The organism is Massilia sp. CFBP 13721, assembly GCF_014842025.1.
In the GTDB taxonomy this organism is placed as follows: Bacteria; Pseudomonadota; Gammaproteobacteria; order Burkholderiales; family Burkholderiaceae_D; genus Telluria.
In genome coordinates this window covers 173,859-189,404 of the sequence record NZ_JACYUY010000008.1, presented here as the reverse complement: position 1 = coordinate 189,404, position 15,546 = coordinate 173,859, and the positions used below count along the sequence as shown (strand labels likewise).

Here is a 15,546-nt window from a genome sequence, read left to right as displayed (position 1 = left end):
CGCGTGCTACCCTTGCGCCTTTTGAAACGGACGAGCAATGCTGCACTGGTTGAGGCACTACCGGCGCGCCATGCTGCCCGGCGACATCAGCGCCGGCGTGGTGGTGGCGATGATGATGATCCCGCAAGGCATGGCCTACGCCCTGGTGGCCGGACTGCCGCCGGTGGTCGGCATCTATGCCAGCATCGTCCCGCCCGTCCTGTATGCCCTGTTCGGCACCAGCAGTACCCAGTCGGTCGGGCCGATGGCGATCATTTCGCTGATGACCGCCTCGACGCTGGCGCCGCTGGCCGCCGCCGGCAGCGCCCTGTACGCCACCCTGGCCGCGCAACTGGCCCTGCTGTCCGGCCTGGTGCTGCTGGCCTGCGGCCTGCTGCGCATCGGCTTCATGGCCAACTTCTTCTCGCGCCCGGTGATGAGCGGTTTTACCATCGGCTCCTCGGTCGTGATCGCGCTCGGCCAGCTGCCGGCGCTGCTCGGCGCCAGCCGGGCAGGCGCCTGGCTTCCCGACGTCCACCTGCCGAGCGCCATCCTCGGCGGCGGCGCGCTGCTGCTCCTGCTGGCGGCGCGCAGCTGGCTCGCGTCGCTGCTGCGCCACCTGGGGTTTAGTCCGACCGTGGCCGACATCGGCGCCAAGCTCGCGCCGATGGCCGTGGTGCTGGGCGCCACCGCGCTGGTGCCGGCGCTCGGGCTGGAAGCGCTGGGCGTGCGCACCACCGGCAACGTGCCGGCCGGGCTGCCCTTCCTGCACCTGGCGGCCTCGCACGACCATTGGCAGGCGCTGCTGCAGCCGGCGCTCTTGACTGGCTTCATGGTCTTCCTGATCAGCATGTCCGGCGCCCAGACCCTGGCCCTGAAGCGCGCCGAAAAACTGCACAGCAATTACGAACTGATCGGCCTCGGCGCCGCCAACGTCGGCAGCGCGCTGACCGGCGGTTTTCCCGTCACCGGCAGCATCTCGCGCTCGGCGGTGAATTTCGCGGCCGGGGCCAATACCCAGCTCGCCAGCCTGATCACGGCCAGCCTGCTGGCGCTGGCCCTGTGCGTGCCGACCGGCTGGCTGGCGCTGCTGCCGCTGCCGGCGCTGGCCGCCACCATCATCGTCGCCGTGCTCGGCATGTTCGACACCTCGACCCTGCGCACCGCCTGGCGCTACGACCGCGCCGATGCATTGGCCCTGATCGCCACCGCCGCCGGCGTGCTGGCGCTGGGCGTGGAAGCCGGCGTGGTGGTGGGGGTGGCGCTGTCGATGGGCGCGCTGATCTGGCGCGCCAGCCGTCCGCACATCGCGGTGCTGGGACGCATTCCGGGCACCGAGCACTTCCGCAACGTCGACCGCTATACGGCCGACACCGCGCCCGGATTGCTCCTGTTGCGGGTCGATGCCGGCTTGTTTTTCGGGAATGTGGAGGCGGTCAACGAGCGCATCGAAGACGAGATCGCGGCGCGTCCCTGCACGCGCCACCTGGTGCTGGTGCTGTCGGCGGTGAATGCGATCGACACCTCGGCACTGTTCGCCCTCGGCGAACTGAACGCGATGCTGCGCACGCGCGGCATCGGCCTGCACCTGAGCGAGGTAAAGGGGCCGGTGATGGACCGCTTGAAACAGAGCGAACTGCTCGCTGCGCTCAACGGCCGGCTGTTCCTCAGTACGGCAATGGCCTGGGATGCCTTGTCGGCGGAAGAGGCGCACGGTTCGCGCTAAGCTGGCGCTCGCTGCGGATGTCGTTTCCGGTGCACGATGGCACGTTCTGCACCGGCATAGTGCAGGTGTGGCGCCCATCCGGCTTGGAAGGCGGGCACGAATCCTGCACACTCTCGCGTATCGACAGGGAGGAGACGACATGCAGGTAAGAATGCTGGATGCGGCCGGCGCCAGGGCGCACGCGCCGCAACTGCGCGCGCTGTTGCAGGACGCGGTGGCGCATGGCGCCTCGGTCGGCTTCGTCATGCCGCTGGCCCAGGCGGTGGTCGACGCCTACTGGGGCGACGTGACCGAGGCGGTCGCGGGCGGTTCGCGCATCCTGCTGGCTGCCTGGCGCGACCACGTGCTGGTGGGGACGGTGCAGCTCGACCTGTGCATGAAGCCCAACGGCGGCAACCGCGCCGAGGTGCAAAAGCTGCTGGTGCACAGCGGCGCGCGCCGCGGCGGCGCCGCCACCGCGCTGATGGCGGCGGCCGAGATGCAGGCGCTGGCGCTGCGCCGCGGCCTGCTGTTCCTCGATACCGAGGCCGGCTCGGACGCCGAAGCGCTGTATGCCCGGCTCGGCTATACGCGGGTAGGAGAATTGCCCGAATATTGCGCCACCCCGAACGGCGCCTGGCGCGCCACCGCGATCTGGTACAAGACGCTGTTCGTGCGCGAGCGGAAGGAGGCGCGGCAGGTGTGAGCACGGGTTGACGCGTGGAGGGGGAACCCGCCTCTCGTGGCCCGGTTCACCCTACAATCAGCCGTAGGGTGGACGGCTCTGCCGTCCACGCGTTTATTCAGGCATAAACGCGTCGGGACGATCAGCCCTTGCGCCGATCCGGCCCGATATGCGGCGGCGCCAGCTTGATCGGCGCCGCATCCTGCGGGTTGAGCGCCTGGCGCTCCTGGTAGACGGCGGCGATCGCTGCCATGTCGGCATCCTGGTCGCCGCTCAGGTGGATGGAATCGACCAGGCCCAGTTCCTTCTTGCCATAATCGATATAGACCAGCACCAGCGGCACCTTGGCCGCCATCGCCAGGTGGTAGAAGCCGCTCTTCCAGTGCGGACGGTAGCTGCGCGTGCCTTCCGGCGTGATGCCGACCCAGCACCACTCTTCGGCCAGCATGTTGTCTGCCAGCAGGCGCGTCGCGCCCATCGGCGCGCGGCGGTCGACCGGGATCCCGCCCCAGTAGCGCATCAGCGGGCCGAACGGACCGCGGAACAGCGAGTCCTTGGCCAGCCAGCGGAACGGCAGGCCGAGCGCCCACTTGCTTAGCAGCCCGATCGGGAAATCCCAGTTCGAGGTGTGCGGATAGACGACGGCGATGCCGTGCGGGCCGGGCAGGGGCCGATAGCGCAGCTTCCAGCCGAACAGGTTCAGGAGGCGCAGCGCGGTGCGCTGGCGCCAGGTGGGCAGGGCGGCTGGATGCATCAGGGTGTCGCTCATCATTTCTCCGTCGTGCCGCGCTGGAAAGCGGCGATCTTGTCCTGTGTTGTGGCGCGCAAGGCGTTCGCGTGAATGGGAAATTACCTTGCGGAAAACGAGCGGGGGATTTTATAGGGCAAGGCCGAGAGCGACAAGCAAAAAAGCTGGTCCGGTGCGGGGGCGGGCCGTATCATGGCCGCCTCTTTGTCAGTTTGATCATCATGGACATTACGATTTACCACAATCCGCAGTGCAGCAATTCGCGCGGCGCACTGGCCGCGATCCGTGCCGCCGGCTTCGAGCCGCACGTCGTCGACTACCTGGCGACGCCGCCCGCGCGCGATGAACTGGTACGCATGCTGGCCGCCGCCGGCTTGTCCGCCCGCGCGGCGATGCGCACCAAGGAAAGCCTGTACACGGAACTCGGGCTCGATGCCGAGGGCACGAGCGAAGACGCCCTGGTCGATGCGATGCTGGCGCACCCACGGTTGATGAACCGGCCCTTCGTGGTGACGCCGAAGGGCGTGCGCCTGTGCCGGCCGCCGGAGAAGGTGCGGGAAATCCTGTAACGGACGTCAGTGCGGGACACTGCGGCGCAGGTTTGCGAGGCAGGTTTGTGGAGCAGGTTTTTGAAGCAGGTGTGTGAAAGCGTCAGCGCACCGCGTCGGGATCCTCGTTGCGCGACAGTTCGGAGTCGGGCAGCTGCTCGTGCTGGAAGGCGCCGATATCGAAGCCGGTGGAGACGCTGCGCTGCTTGCCTTCGAAATCGGGTTCCGGGGCCTCGATGACGGCGCCGCGCGCGATCGCCGGCGACCGGCTGCTGAGGCGGAAATCGGGCGTACCGGTGCGGCTGTACTCGATGAAGGCCGGTTCGGCCGCGACGGTGCCCACGTGCTCGCGTCCCGGCGCCAGGCGCCAGTCGGCGGCGCTGTTCTGGAACACCAGGTTGTGCACGTAGCGGTTGTTCTTGCCGGTGGCGCCCTGTTCGAGGATGCCGTGCTTGTTGTCGAAGACGATGTTGTTGGCCACGACCGTATTGTCGTTCGGCCCCTTCGAATAGTAGAAATCGCCGCCGCCGACGACGATGCCGGAACCGGAGGTGGAGATCGTGTTGCCGGTGATGTCGACCCGCTGGGCGTCGTGCCACAAGTGGATGCCGGCGCCGGAAATCCGGTAGATCACGTTGCTGCGCACGCGCGCCTGGGTACTGACGTAGATGCCGTGGTGGAAGCGGCACTCGGGCGGGCCGATGTCGTGCACGTTGTTGCCGATGACTTCGCCGTGCTTGCCCTTGTAATAACTGTCCACGCCGATGCCGGCGCCGCCGGCCGCCTCGCAAGGCACGTCGAGGCCGATGTGGTGCACGTGGTTGTGGCGGATACCGTTGTACGAACCGCCGTTGTAGATGCCGCTGAGCCACTTGGTGCCGCTCTGGTACTGGAAGCCGTCGACGTCGAAGCCGACGATGTCGACGTAGTTGCCGCGGTTGTCCCAGGCGCTGCTGGTGCGCGAGTCGAGCGGCGGGACGATTTTCGCGCCCCAGCGTTCGGACGACACGAAGATGATGCGCGCCTCGGCGGTGCCGCTGACGCTGGTGCGAAAGCCGCCCGTGTACTGGCCCGGCGCCACGTACACGGTGGTACCGGCGGTCACGACCTGGGCCGCGCGCGCGATCGTGCGGAAGGGCTCGGACTGGGTGCCCGGATTGGCGTCCGAGCCGTTGGGCGCGACGAACAGGTTGGTGCGCACGACTTCGGGGACGACCAGCTGTTCGGACGAACCTTCGCTCAGGCGGCAGCCGTCGAGCCCGAGCAGGATGGCGCAGAACAATACCGCGAGGGAGGGATTGGCGGGACGATTGGCTGGACCGGGCATGGCAAAACCTCGTGGACGGCGGACACCAATGCAGTGTCCCCCGGCGCGAACGCCCCCCGGCGCGGTTTGCTCAAGTTTGCCTTTGAGCAGGCGCAAGGTGTCTCAAGCTAACCCATGCATAGCGTACCGCCCGGGTGGGTTCAGGCGCTTTTCACCACCTGCGGCATGTAGGCGTCCAGGAATTCGGGCGGCATGCGGCGCGGCCGGCCGCCGCCGATGTCGATGCAGACCAGTTCCCAGCGCCCGCGCAGCACGGTCGCGCCATCGCCCTCGCGCACCAGCTGGAAGCGCCGTTCCATCGACAGCTTGCCGTCGCCGCCGACCAGCCAGGTAGCCAGCGTCAGCGCCTCGCCCAGCAGCGTCGGCAGGATGTAATCGTATTCGGCGCGCCGGATCGCCATCGCCCGGTCGAGGCGCCGGTAATCGTCGATGCCCAGGCCCAGCGCCTCGGAGTGCGCCCAGCCGGCCTGCTCGCACCAGCGCACGTAGACCGCATTATTGGTGTGGTTCAGGCCATCGATGTCCGCGGCGCCGGGCGCCAGGGACAGCAGGAAGGGTTGCGGATAATCCCAGGTCAAAGTCATTCCTCGGTCGAAGCGGCTTTGTGGCGCCGCCAAAGCGCCCATTCTAGCCGCTCGGCCGTCGCGCTGCCGACCAGCCCTGGGTGACCCGGAGTGTGCTGCTCCGACCTGATCCAGGTCAGCCGTGCGCGCCGAACCGCGCCCCTGGAACACGACTCCAACCGACAGACAGCAAGTGGAGGACTCAGTGTTCACGATCGTCCTGCTTTTGTACCTGCAGCAGCATCTCGAGGTGACGCTCGAGGGCAGCAGCCTGCGCGGCGCCTACCTCACGCGCGCCGAATGCGAGGCGGCCGCCACCCGCCTGCGCGGACCGCTGCCGACGCCGCGCACCTATGCCGCCGCCTGGCACGACGCGGTGTGTCTGCCGATCGATCGGGAAGTGAAAGTGAACGACGTGTCGCCGCAGGGCCTGGGCCAGCTGTTCGAACGCGCGCCGCCGCCAGGCGAGTGCTTTGCCGACGGTTCCTGGCGCCGCCTGGCCGAGCTGTGCGTGCCGGGCACGGGCGGTAAACCTGTAACGAAAGGAGGTTGAGTGCCTGACGAAAAATCAGTGGCGGGACCAACTGACGCTCGTGGGGCAGGTCGTGTTGCCGCCGCCGTGGAGGTCGGCATTGCCGAATTGCGTGGTCAGGCCGCCGACGCTGCCGCTGCGGTAGCACCTGGTCTTGCCGGCCACCGTCTTGCGGTAAATGATCACGCCGTCCGGCTCGGTGTAGCTCTCGAGGGTGACGCCGGGCGGAGCGCCCTTGCGCGCGGCGGCAAAGGCTTCGGCAAAGCGTTCCCATTTGCGCTCGGGTTCGGCCGTGATCGGGCTGGATCCGTTGCGCAATTCACGGTCGACCTTGCCTGCCATCGCCTTCGACGTGGCGAGCAGCTCGCCGGGCAGCGCCGCTGCGGAGGGCGAATCGGGGGCCGGGTCGGCTTGCGGCGCGTCCGCCGGTGCGGGGGCAGGGGAGGATGGAACGACAGGCGCAGGCGAGACGAGCACAGGAACCGACATCGCTGCCGGGCTGCGCGTGCGCGGTTTGGGAATCTGAGGCGGTTCGGCTGGCGCCGGCCGGGGCCGGGCCAGCGGCTGCACCAGCACCAGGGTCGAGGTACGCTCGGCCGGCGTTGGCTGGAGCGCCGGGCCTTGCACGCCGGTGAGCCAGGCCAGCACCAGCAGCAGGTGCAGCCCGACCGTCAGGACCAGCGGCGTCCACGAGCGGGACGCCGCATAGCCTGGCACGATGGCGTACGCCAACGTTTACTTCGGCGCCGTCATGGCCTGCTTGATCGTCACGCAGCGCTGGTCTTCCTGCTGGACGTCGAGCAGCGAGCGGCGGGTGCCGGCCGACAGGTCCTTCATGCTGTCCGCGGCCTGGGTCAGGCGCTTGACGCTGGCCGGCGTGCAGCTGGCAGGAATCAAGGTGTTGGCATAGCTGCGCATGTAGACCGGGCCGGCCGCCTTGTCGATCGCCGGCAGCTTGGCCAGGCGCGCGGCCGCCGTCTGTTCGGCCAGCGCGTTCTGCTCGGCCGGATACAGGCTGCCCATCGCCGTGCGGATCTTCGAGAACGGCAGCTCGGTCTTCAGGTTTTCGACCGTTGCCAGCCATTCGGCCTTGACCTGCGGATCAGGACGCACCACGGTGGCGGCGAGCGCCGCGGCTTGGCCGCTGTCCGACTTGTCGCGCTGCGCTTCCTGCTCGACCAGCGCGGCGGCGCCGGCGTGGTCGTAGCGGTTCAGGCGGGCGACGATGGTCCAGCGCAGGTCCTGGTTGAGGTCCAGGCCCTCCACCTTGACCGTGCCGCCCAGCATGCCCGCCAGGCGCTCGAGCGCCGCCGGCGTGCTGGCCAGCCCGATGTAGGTCGTGAACCAGCGACGCTGGAAGTTGTCGTTGCCTTTGTTCGCAAGCACGCCGTTCCATGCCATGGTTTCCAGGTCGGCACGGGTCTGCTGCGCCCAGCCAGAATGCAGGCCCATCGCATCGAGATAGTACTTGGCCATGCCGACCTTGCCGAGCACGTCGCCGAGCAGGGTGTAATCCTTTTCCAGCGGCGCATTCGCCAGCGCGGTCTTGATGAATTCGTTCAGCGGCAGCTTGCCGTCACGCACGCCATCCCACAGGCTCTGCCACAGCATCGTGCGCAGCAGCGGGTCTTCGACGCCCGCCAGGCTGGCGCGCGCGGTCTCGAACGAGCGCTTGTCGAGCTGCACCTTCACGAAGCCCCAGTCCTGGTAGTTCGGGTACACCATGTCCGGGCAGGCGCTGCCGACCAGGGCCGGCACGCGGGTATTGGCGCCGGCATAGGTTACCGGCACGTTCTGCAGTTGCGTGAACTTGCCGCCCTCGACCTTGAAGGTGGCAACCTGCACGCGCTGTTCGCGCAGCGTCGGCAAGGCCTTGCTCGGCGCCGTCTGCTGCAAGGCAAACGACTTGATCTTGCCGCTGCTGCAGGTAAAGTTGGCCGCGATCGTGTTCACGCCTGGCTCGTACAGCCACTGCTTGGTCCAGCCCGACAGGTCGCGCCCGGCCGCTTCGCCCAGGCTGCCGATGAAATCGTCGAGCCTGGCGTTCTGGTAGGAGTATTTGGTCAGGTAATTGTGCACGCCCTTGCGGAAGACTTCCGCGCCCAGCAGGTGGCGCAGCTGGATCAGGGTCGAGGCGCCTTTCGAATAGGTGATCGCATCGATGTTGTCGAAGGCGTTCGCGGTCGACGGCACCGGCACCTCGATCGGGTGCGTATTCGACTTCTGGTCCTGCACGTAGGCCGCCTGCTTGCCGGTCGAATAGAAATGCTGCCAGGCGTCCTTGAACTCGGTCGCTTCGGCCGTGGCCAGCGTGCCCATGAAGGAAGCGAAGCTTTCGTTCAGCCACAGGCCGTTCCACCACTGCATGGTGACCAGGTCGCCGAACCACTGGTGCGCCATCTCGTGCATGATGACGGACGCCAGCGACTGGCGCTGGGCGTCGGTCATCTTCGCCTTGTGCAGGAAGCCGCCTTCGGCAAAGGTGATCGCGCCGGCGTTTTCCATCGCGCCGTACAGGAAGTCGGGGACCAGCAGCTGGTCATACTTCTCGAACTGGTAAGGGATGCCGAAGTAATTGTCGAAAAAGGCCAGGCCGTCTTTGGTGTAGCGGAACCAGTCTTCCGGCGTCACCTGGGCGGCGACCGACTGGCGCGCAAACAGGCGCATCGGGTACTTGCCGCTCTTGTCTTCCCACACTTTGTAGGGGCCGGCGTGCAGCGAGAAATTGTACGGGCTCAGCTTTTTCGATTTCGGGAAGATCCAGCGTTTAGCCGTTCCAGCCTCTTCAATGCGCGTCTCGCGCGTGGTCGACACCACATGCCAGTCGGCCGGCGCAGTGGCCGTGACCTGGTAGGTCGCCTTCAGGTCGGGCTGGTCGAAGACGGCGAACATCTGGTGCGCAGCGGCCGGTTCGAAGTGGGAGTAGGTGTAGACCCGGCCATCGACCGGATCGACCATGCGGTGCAAGCCTTCGCCGTTCGTGCTGTGCAGGCGCTCGTAGGCGATCACGACAGTGTTGCGGCCCTTGGCCAGGTCGGCGGCGGCAATCGTCACGAACCAGTTGTTGTACTTGGTCTCGACCTTCTTGCCGTTGACGCTGACCGATTTCACGGTCGCCTTGTCGAGGTCGATCGTCAACGGCTGGGCGTTGTCGGTCAGATCAAACGTGGCGGTGGTGACGCCGCTGAAGGTCGGCTGGCCGGTCAGCGTGAATTCGAGCGCATAGTCGACGTTCGACACGCGCGCCGAACGGGCAGCGGCGTCTTCTTGCGACAGGAAGGCATTTTCGGCGCGTGGGGTCGAGGCAGAGGCTTTGGCGGCGGGTGCGGCGTGGACGGCGGAGAAGGCAAGTGCGGAGGCGATGGCGAAGGCCATGACGCGGGGAACAAAAATCTTCAAGACGGATTCCTGGTGAGCAGGCGCCGGCCACCGGCGCGCTATGCGAATCGCGCAAGAATATCATGAGTGCAACAGGATTTGCAGGGGAAAAAAGGTGTTTTACGGGGCGTACATACCTCATACATACATGTAAACACAGTGCGCAGGCGAGCCCGCGCACCGGTTCTCATACGGTCCTTATGAGGCCTGCTTCAGCGACGCGTAATCCGTATAACCTTCGGCGCCGCTACCGTAGATCACTTCCGGACGCAGCGGGTTCAGCGGCGCACCGCTTTGCAAACGCTGCGGCAAGTCCGGGTTGGCGATGAACCACAGGCCAAAGGCGATGGCGTCGGCGTCGCCCGCGCTCAAAAGGCGTTCGGCGGTTTCGACCGTCATCTTTTCGTTGGCGATGAAGGGGCCGCCGAACTCCTTCTTCAGCAGCGGTCCCAGGCTGTCCTCGCCGACCGCTTCGCGCGCGAAGATAAAGGCGATGCCGCGCTTGCCGAGTTCGCGCGCGACGTAGCCAAAGGTCTCGACCGGGGTCGAATCGCCCATGTCGTGGGCATCGCGCCGTGGCGCCAGGTGCATGCCGACGCGGTCGGCGCCCCAGACGTCGATGCAGGCGTCGGTCACTTCCAGCAGCAGGCGCGCACGGTTCTCGATCGAGCCGCCGTATTCGTCGCTGCGCAGGTTGGTGCTGTCTTGCAGGAACTGGTCGAGCAGGTAGCCGTTGGCGCCATGGATCTCGACGCCATCGAAGCCGGCCTTTTTCGCATTTTCCGCGCCCTGGCGGTAGGCGGCGACGATGCCGGCGATCTCCTGCGTTTCCAGCGCGCGCGGCGTGGCGTAGTCGCGCTTCGGACGCACCAGGCTCACGGTGCCGGCCGGCTTGACCGCGCTCGGCGCGACCGGCGCCGCGCCGTCGAGGAAGACCGGATCGGAAATGCGGCCCACGTGCCAGAGTTGCATGACGATGCGTCCGCCGGCGGCGTGCACGCCCTCGGTCACTTGCTTCCAGCCCGCGACTTGCGCCTCGGACCAGATGCCCGGCGTGTCGGCATAGCCCACACCCATCGGCGTGACCGAGGTCGCCTCCGACAGGATCAAGCCGGCGCTGGCGCGCTGGACGTAGTAGTCGACCATCAGCGCGTTGGGGACGCGGTCCGGGCCGATAGCGCGGGCGCGCGTCAGCGGCGCCATGATGATGCGGTTCGGCAGCGCGAGCGCGCCGATGGTGATCGGGTCAAACAGTGTCGTCATGTGCAATCCTCGGTGTGTCGGTCCGGGCATCTTACGGGACGCCACGAATTCCTGCCGGGCACGGCCGGATTTCGCCGGCCGCCGGGCCTTGGCGTAGACGAATGTTATACTTGCGCCCGTTTTTATGAACGGGCACGCCCCGCGAAAGGTCGATGATGAGCTGGTTTTACCTGGTGCTGGCGGGGCTGCTGGAAGTGGCGTGGGCCGCCGGTCTGAAATACACGGAAGGGTTCACCAAACCGATCCCGACCGCCTTCACGCTGCTGGCGATGCTGCTCAGCGTCGGCATGCTGGGCCTGGCGCTGCGTAACCTGCCGCTGGGCACCGCCTACGCGGTCTGGACCGGTATCGGCACCATCGGCACGGCCATCTTCGGCATGATGATGCTGGGCGAACCGGCCGGCGCGCTGCGCATCGGCTCGATCGGCCTGATCGCGCTTGGGATCGCCGGCTTGAAACTGTTGACGCCGGCCTGAGCCGAAACGAAAAAGGCAGGCCTGCGGCCTCGATGCCGTTCAGTTAAGCGATCGGCCACGTCTTTTAGCTAACACTAACCCCGGTCGCGCACTTCGAGTCGCGCGATAGGTAGGGTGGACCGGGCGGCGAACCGCTCCTGAGTCCACGGCCCTTTTTATGCATATCGAGATGCCGAGATGCGCCACATGCCTGGGAGTGCGCACGCCCAGGCCTCCCCAAGCGTCAAGGTATGCAAGGGCACGTACCGCGTGGACTCGGGAGTCCACCCTACAATTATCGAAACTCACTTAATGTGGCCAGCTCAGCGCCAGATAAAACGGTTCGCGTAGGTTAACTGAACGGCATTAGGCCCATGGCCTGCCTCTTCACACATGCCAGCCGCTTCAGAAGCGGTAGCTGATCCCCACGCGCAGCACCGGGTACAGCTTGAAATCCTTCACTTCCTTGGCCAGGCGCGCGTTCTCGCCGGCCGCGTCGTCGGCGAGCCGCGAGCAGACCAGCGCCGGCGCCGTGCAGCCGCGCAAGGCCAGGCTCGTCTTTGGTGCGCCCTGGAAGGCCACGCCCAGGTCCATGCCGAAGCTCCAGCCCGCCGATTTGACGGCATTGCCCCAGCCAATGCCCAGGTAGGGCGCATTCTTGCGGAATTCGACCTTGCCGATCAGGTTGCCGGCGACGGCGGCGTCGTAGCTGCGCCCGTTGATGGTGTAGTTGCCGTTGGCGTCCGGACGCGACCTGGCGTCGATGCTGTTGCCGTTATGGACCAGGCCGGCGCTGAAACGGAAGCCGCCGTCGAAGGGGTGGTAGTCGAGCAGGGCGTCGACGGTGGCCAGTTTCAGCTTGAAATCGTAGTTCACGTCCGAGGTGTGGCCGTCGTAGGAATAGGTCGCGTAGTTCAGGCCGACACGGGCGTTCAGTTTCGGCGCGACAGGCGCGCTGAGGTGCAGGCCGAGGCCGGTTGTGCCGAGGTCGACGGTCGTGGCGATGTCGGCGGCCTGGGCCACGGTTGCCGTCGCCAGCGAGAGCAGGGCGATCGAAAAAATCTTGGGGAATTTCATGTGATGTCCAATATCCCAGCAAGCGCTGGTGCGGGCGATGGATTGCCGTGTGGCAATGAGAGGACCCGATGATATGGACGATGTTTAGCGTGGGCAAGCAATTTGCCGCACCGAAACATGTTCCGTTGTGACGTGGCGACAGCTCTTATTTAACAATCAAGCCGAGCGTTGTACAGGGAATATTGCAATGGAAAACGGCGCCTGAATGCGCCGTTTTCGTATTCGAAAGATGAATTGTCAACATGCCGGCACGCTTGCCGGCGTGGCCGCTCAGCGGTAGAACGCCTCGACCTTGCCCTTCAGCTTGATCAGCATCGGCTTGCCCTTGCGGTCGAGCGTCTTGCCGGCGGCGACCTTGATCCAGCCTTCGCTCAGGCAATACTCTTCGACGTCGAAACGGTCCTTGTCGTTGAAGCGGATGCCGACGTCATGCTGGAACACGTCGCGGTTGTGGAAAGGGCTGCTCGGATCGATCGAGAGCCGGTCGGGGAGAGGGGGGAGGGTTGCGGTATCGGTCATGGTGTCGAATTATCCACTAGAACGCAGTCGGGGACAACGGCGCACGCTTGTACGCCTTATGGGTTTCAGCCGCGCCCGAACTCCGGATTCGCCCGCGTCAGGTAATACCACTCCGAATTCGCCCCCGCCTTGGCATCCGGGAACAGGATACGGCCGCTGAACTCGGCCAGCACCGGTGTGCCGTCGGCGCGCGTGCCGATCTGTTCGCCTTCCGTCACCGGATCGAAGCTGGCCCAGCTTCGCACAAAACTGTCGCCGGCGTCGAGCTTGTCGTACACCGCGACCATGTGCAGCGCTTCCATTTCGTCGAAGGGCACCGGTTCCGGCTGCGGCGCTTCGATCAACGCCAGGTGCGCCAGCGTGTTGATGATGGCGCGGTAGGCCACTTCCGGCGCCTGCGGGTCGACGTGCTGGCCGCATTCGAGGGTGAGCGCATAGCCGCCGGTGCTGCGCATGTATTCGGTGGTGCCGACGCCGTAGCGCAGCACCGTTTCCAGCTCGGCCGCGTTGCCACGCGAGCGACGCTGCACGCCGCCGCCGTAGGCCGCCATCCAGCCGGTCACGAAACGGCGCACGCCGAGGCGGCGCGCCAATGCCCGTTCCTTGTCCGCATGGACGAAGGGCTCGAGCGGACCGTCATTGTTGACCGGGCCGACCATCACGAACGGTTCGCCGTGCGCGGCGTTGAAGGAATGCAGGTCGAGCAGCACGTCGTGTTGCGCCAGCAGCGGGCACAGCCAGTTGGCGATGCGGTCTTCGAAATCCTGCGGGTCGTCTTTCGGGAACAGGTTGCGGTTCAGGTTGCGGTCGCCGTTGCGCTGGTTTTTAAAATAAGCGAGCGGATTGACGATCGGTACGAAGGTGACGCTGCCGGCGGCGATGCGCAGCGCGCCGCTGTCGAGCTCGGCCATGACGCGGCGGATCGCTTCGGTACCGCAGATTTCGTTGCCATGGGTCGCACCCATGATGATCACGCTCGGACCATCGTCCAGGCCGGTATAGTTGACAAACTTGAACTGCAGATTCGGGGCGGAAGCCATGCGTGGTGATCCAGGGAATTTTCGGTGCCGTCATTTTATCGGGAATCACTGGCACATGCGAAAAGGGCATGGCATGATCCGCCACTCTTCCTTTCGAACGATCCGATGCAAGATCCCCGCAGCGCCCGCCTGAACGGCCTCGATACCCTGCGCGCGCTGGCCGTCACGCTGGTCGTGCTGCACCATTACACGCTGTTCGTCTCGAACGACGACGCTACCTTCGGCTGGGTCGGGCGCATCGGCTGGGCCGGCGTCGACCTGTTCTTCGCGCTGTCGGGCTACCTGATCGGCAACCAGATTTTCAAGGCGATGGCGACCGACGCCGGCCTGTCCTTGCGGGCCTTTTACGCGCGCCGTCTGCTGCGCACGCTGCCGAATTACCTGGTGGTGCTGGCGCTGTATGTCCTGTGGCCGGCCTGGGGCGAGAACGCGCCGCTGGCGCCGCTGTTGCGCTACCTGAGCTTTACCCAGAACCTCGGCTTGAAACCCGGCACCGCGTTCTCGCACAGCTGGTCGCTCGCGATCGAAGAGCAGTTCTACCTGCTGTTGCCGGCGCTGGCCCTGCTCGGGGCCGCGCTGCGCGGTCGCATCGTGTTCGCCTGGGTCTTCATCGCCTGCGTCGTCGTGGGCGGCATGCTGCTGCGTGCGCAGCTGTGGGCGGCGCAGGTCGATGGCCAGACCTATGGGACTTACTTCTATTACAAGCTCATCTATTACGCCAGCTTATGCCGGCTCGACGAACTGGTGGCCGGCGTCGCCCTGGCGCTGCTGAAGAACCGCCATCCGGATGTGTGGACGCGCGCCACGCGCCACGGCAACGGCCTGCTGGCGGCGGGCTTGCTCGTGACCGGCCTGGCCTTCTGGCTGTTCCTGGATGACCGTTACGGTTTCGCGCCGACCGTGTTCGGCTTTTCGCTGCTCGGGTTGGCGTTCGGCCTGCTGATCCTGGCGGCACTGTCGGAGCGCTCGCTCTTGCGCGACTTGCGCATCCCCGGCGCCGGGCGCCTGGCCGTCTGGTCCTACGCCATCTACCTGACCCACCGCGGCGCCTGCGCGGTCGCCTATAAACCCTTGCAGGCGCTTGGCTACGGACCGCAGACGATGGTGGCGATCGGATTGCTGCTGGCGCTGTCGGTGCTGTCGGGCTGGATCCTCTACCGGCTGGTGGAAACGCCGTTCATGGCGCTGCGCGAACGCTATGTGCCGAGCAATCTCGTGCAGGCTATGACGCTTCGATGACGTCAAAGGCGGCCGGCATCGCGCCCAGGAAAGCCAGCGTCGCGTGCACCCGTTCGCGCGGCTCTTGCCCGGCACTCGCTTCGATCGCCGTACGCAGGCCCGGCCGCGCTTCCATCGTGTACGGGCTGCGGTAGGCCTCGATCAGCAGCAGCACCAGGTCGGACGGCGCGCCGCAGGAGCGGCGCAGGCGCGTGTCGATCACGCCGAGCAGGGTGCGCTGCATGGCCGGGGTCGGGTTGGCGATGTGGGCGAAGATGGAGGGCGTGTTGGCGATCGAATCGCATAGCGACCGCTCGATGGCCTCGGGTTTCAAATCGGAGGCGATGTCGAAATAGGCCCGGTCCCAGTGCGTGCGCGCATGGAGGTGGTTGCGCGGGAAGCGGTCGAGCGTCTCGAAGCCGAGCGCATGGCTGGCGCGCGAGAGCAGGTCGAGGACGACGGGCATCAGGGGCATGGCAGGTGGATAAAAATGCGGATGCCGGCAGTGT

At 66.3% G+C, this 15,546-nt stretch carries 16 protein-coding genes; 6 read left to right on the top strand and 10 right to left on the bottom strand.

Annotated elements, in window-relative coordinates:
• The first annotated feature begins 37 nt into the window (after window positions 1–37).
• Window positions 38–1,705, top strand: a complete 1,668-nt coding sequence (gene sulP, locus IFT60_RS10585) for a SulP family inorganic anion transporter (RefSeq protein WP_192051932.1) — start codon at window positions 38–40, stop codon at window positions 1,703–1,705.
• Window positions 1,706–1,844: 139 nt separating this feature from the next.
• Complete coding sequence (locus IFT60_RS10580; protein ID WP_192051931.1) at window positions 1,845–2,390, top strand: GNAT family N-acetyltransferase; 546 nt, start codon at window positions 1,845–1,847, stop codon at window positions 2,388–2,390.
• Between the two features lie 121 nt (window positions 2,391–2,511).
• Here the strand turns inward: IFT60_RS10580 and IFT60_RS10575 are convergent, their stop codons facing one another.
• Window positions 2,512–3,138 carry a 1-acyl-sn-glycerol-3-phosphate acyltransferase gene (locus IFT60_RS10575; RefSeq protein WP_192051930.1) on the bottom strand — a complete coding sequence of 209 codons (627 nt, stop codon included), beginning with the start codon at window positions 3,136–3,138 and terminating at the stop codon, window positions 2,512–2,514.
• 200 nt (window positions 3,139–3,338) lie between these two features.
• Here IFT60_RS10575 and arsC point away from each other — a divergent pair, with 200 nt between their 5' ends.
• Window positions 3,339–3,686 (top strand): arsenate reductase (glutaredoxin), encoded by a 348-nt coding sequence (gene arsC, locus IFT60_RS10570; RefSeq protein ID WP_197986275.1) that lies wholly within the window; start codon window positions 3,339–3,341, stop codon window positions 3,684–3,686.
• An 82-nt stretch (window positions 3,687–3,768) separates the two neighbouring features.
• On the opposite strand, the gene IFT60_RS10565 is transcribed toward arsC, so the two are convergent.
• Both IFT60_RS10565 and IFT60_RS10560 read right to left on the bottom strand, forming a co-directional pair.
• Window positions 3,769–4,992 (bottom strand): right-handed parallel beta-helix repeat-containing protein, encoded by a 1,224-nt coding sequence (locus tag IFT60_RS10565; protein ID WP_192051929.1) that lies wholly within the window; start codon window positions 4,990–4,992, stop codon window positions 3,769–3,771.
• A 140-nt stretch (window positions 4,993–5,132) separates the two neighbouring features.
• A complete protein-coding gene (locus tag IFT60_RS10560) occupies window positions 5,133–5,576 on the bottom strand; it encodes an acyl-CoA thioesterase (protein WP_192051928.1) in 444 nt (147 codons plus the stop codon).
• 184 nt (window positions 5,577–5,760) lie between these two features.
• On the opposite strand from IFT60_RS10560, the gene IFT60_RS10555 reads away from it, so the two are divergent.
• Entirely contained in the window at window positions 5,761–6,108 is a 348-nt protein-coding gene (locus IFT60_RS10555) for a hypothetical protein (RefSeq protein WP_192051927.1), read from the top strand.
• A 15-nt stretch (window positions 6,109–6,123) separates the two neighbouring features.
• Here IFT60_RS10555 and IFT60_RS10550 read toward each other — a convergent pair whose 3' ends face one another.
• The 3 genes from IFT60_RS10550 to IFT60_RS10540 form a co-directional block, all read right to left on the bottom strand.
• The gene (locus tag IFT60_RS10550) at window positions 6,124–6,819 is read right to left on the bottom strand and encodes a hypothetical protein (RefSeq protein WP_192051926.1); all 696 of its coding nucleotides are present in this window, start codon (window positions 6,817–6,819) and stop codon (window positions 6,124–6,126) included.
• Window positions 6,820–6,822: 3 nt separating this feature from the next.
• The gene (pepN, locus tag IFT60_RS10545; protein WP_229510782.1) at window positions 6,823–9,486 is read right to left on the bottom strand and encodes an aminopeptidase N; all 2,664 of its coding nucleotides are present in this window, start codon (window positions 9,484–9,486) and stop codon (window positions 6,823–6,825) included.
• Between the two features lie 177 nt (window positions 9,487–9,663).
• Window positions 9,664–10,728, bottom strand: a complete 1,065-nt coding sequence (locus IFT60_RS10540) for an alkene reductase (protein ID WP_192051925.1) — start codon at window positions 10,726–10,728, stop codon at window positions 9,664–9,666.
• A gap of 155 nt (window positions 10,729–10,883) precedes the next feature.
• Here IFT60_RS10540 and sugE point away from each other — a divergent pair, with 155 nt between their 5' ends.
• On the top strand, window positions 10,884–11,204 hold the full coding sequence (gene sugE / locus IFT60_RS10535; protein ID WP_192051966.1) for a quaternary ammonium compound efflux SMR transporter SugE: 321 nt from the start codon (window positions 10,884–10,886) through the stop codon (window positions 11,202–11,204).
• Window positions 11,205–11,588: 384 nt separating this feature from the next.
• Here the strand turns inward: sugE and IFT60_RS10530 are convergent, their stop codons facing one another.
• The 3 genes from IFT60_RS10530 to IFT60_RS10520 form a co-directional block, all read right to left on the bottom strand.
• Window positions 11,589–12,260: a hypothetical protein gene (locus tag IFT60_RS10530; protein WP_192051924.1), complete on the bottom strand. Its 672-nt coding sequence runs from the start codon at window positions 12,258–12,260 to the stop codon at window positions 11,589–11,591.
• Window positions 12,261–12,530: 270 nt separating this feature from the next.
• Window positions 12,531–12,779: a DUF3297 family protein gene (locus IFT60_RS10525; RefSeq protein ID WP_192051923.1), complete on the bottom strand. Its 249-nt coding sequence runs from the start codon at window positions 12,777–12,779 to the stop codon at window positions 12,531–12,533.
• Between the two features lie 65 nt (window positions 12,780–12,844).
• A complete protein-coding gene (locus tag IFT60_RS10520) occupies window positions 12,845–13,819 on the bottom strand; it encodes a succinylglutamate desuccinylase/aspartoacylase family protein (protein WP_192051922.1) in 975 nt (324 codons plus the stop codon).
• A gap of 105 nt (window positions 13,820–13,924) precedes the next feature.
• On the opposite strand from IFT60_RS10520, the gene IFT60_RS10515 reads away from it, so the two are divergent.
• The gene (locus IFT60_RS10515; protein WP_192051921.1) at window positions 13,925–15,058 is read left to right on the top strand and encodes an acyltransferase family protein; all 1,134 of its coding nucleotides are present in this window, start codon (window positions 13,925–13,927) and stop codon (window positions 15,056–15,058) included.
• Here the strand turns inward: IFT60_RS10515 and IFT60_RS10510 are convergent.
• Window positions 15,042–15,512 (bottom strand): hypothetical protein, encoded by a 471-nt coding sequence (locus tag IFT60_RS10510; protein ID WP_192051920.1) that lies wholly within the window; start codon window positions 15,510–15,512, stop codon window positions 15,042–15,044. The two genes, IFT60_RS10515 and IFT60_RS10510, sit on opposite strands and share 17 nt — an antisense overlap.
• Window positions 15,513–15,546 lie beyond the last annotated feature (34 nt).